Source organism: Endozoicomonas sp. SESOKO3, from assembly GCF_024606255.1.
The window spans coordinates 1-1,132 of sequence record NZ_JAHHPR010000556.1; the positions used below are offsets into that span (position 1 = coordinate 1).

The 1,132-nt window shown below is 52.8% G+C and carries 1 protein-coding gene; it reads left to right on the top strand.

Annotated features, from left to right (window positions below):
- Positions 1-88: 88 nt before the first annotated feature.
- Positions 89-1,132, top strand: a 1,044-nt coding sequence (locus KDK18_RS09640; protein WP_257254692.1) for an ankyrin repeat domain-containing protein, incomplete at its 3' end; no start/stop codon positions are given.

Sequence of the window (1,132 nt, forward strand, 5' to 3'; positions counted from 1 at the left end):
AAATTTGACAGTCCACACAGGCGCAACGCCTGAACAAAGCTCATGCCCACATTTGGACAACGGACACTGTATGGAGTGCGCAGGTCGTGTGAATAAGACAGATACACTACTCATGGATGGCATTGCTCGCCCCTCTGCCCCCATGGATACTGACATAACGCTGGAGTCCGATCCCTGTCCTATTTGTCTGGATCATTTTCATGATCGTGATGAAGCACTTGTGATCGTCAAAAGCCGATGTTGTGGCCACCGCTTCGACCTGGACTGTATTTCGAGGTGGTTTGTTGACCAGCCCATCGGCTCTCGCCGGTGTTCAATGTGTCGGCAAGACCCGATGCCTATGCTGAATGAGAACACCGGCGAGTCTCACTCTGATACATTTTTTCCCGATCAAGCGTTTTATCGTGGCTGTTTTAGGGGGGATTTGGATCAATTGGAGAAGTCATTGGCAGAAGGAGTCAATGTCAATGCGGCTTTGGATGATTTCACTGCCTTGATGCTGGCATCCATTCTGGGGCACAAAGACATTGTCGAGCGCCTGATCAACGCCGGGGCGAATCTCAACGCCCGGAACAAGAATGGAGCCACTGCACTGTTCATGGCGGCCCAGGAAAATAACACTGACTGCGTAAAAATCCTGATCGAAGCCAAGGCGGATCTCAACGCCCGGACTATGGATGGTGCCACCCCGCTGTTGATCGCTGCCAAGAAGGGTCATACCGACATCGTGAAACTCCTGATTGAAGCCAAAGCGGATCTCAACGCCCGAATTAAGGATGGTGCCACCGCGCTGTTCATCGCAGCCCAGAGGGGTCGTACTGTCATCGTGAAAATCCTGATCGAAGCCAAGGCAGATCTCAACGCCCGGACTAAGGATGACGCCACCCCGCTGTTCATCGCAACCCAGAAGGGCTATACACTCATCGTGAGACTCCTGATCAAAGCCAAGGCAGATCTCAACGCCCGGACTACGCGTGGTGTCAACTCACTGTACATCGCTGCCCAGAACGGCCATACCGACATTGTGAAAGCCCTGATCGAAGCCAGGGCAGATCTCAACGCCCGGACTACGGTTGGCGTTACCTCACTGTATATCACAGCCCAGAACGGTTATACCAACATCCTTGAACTC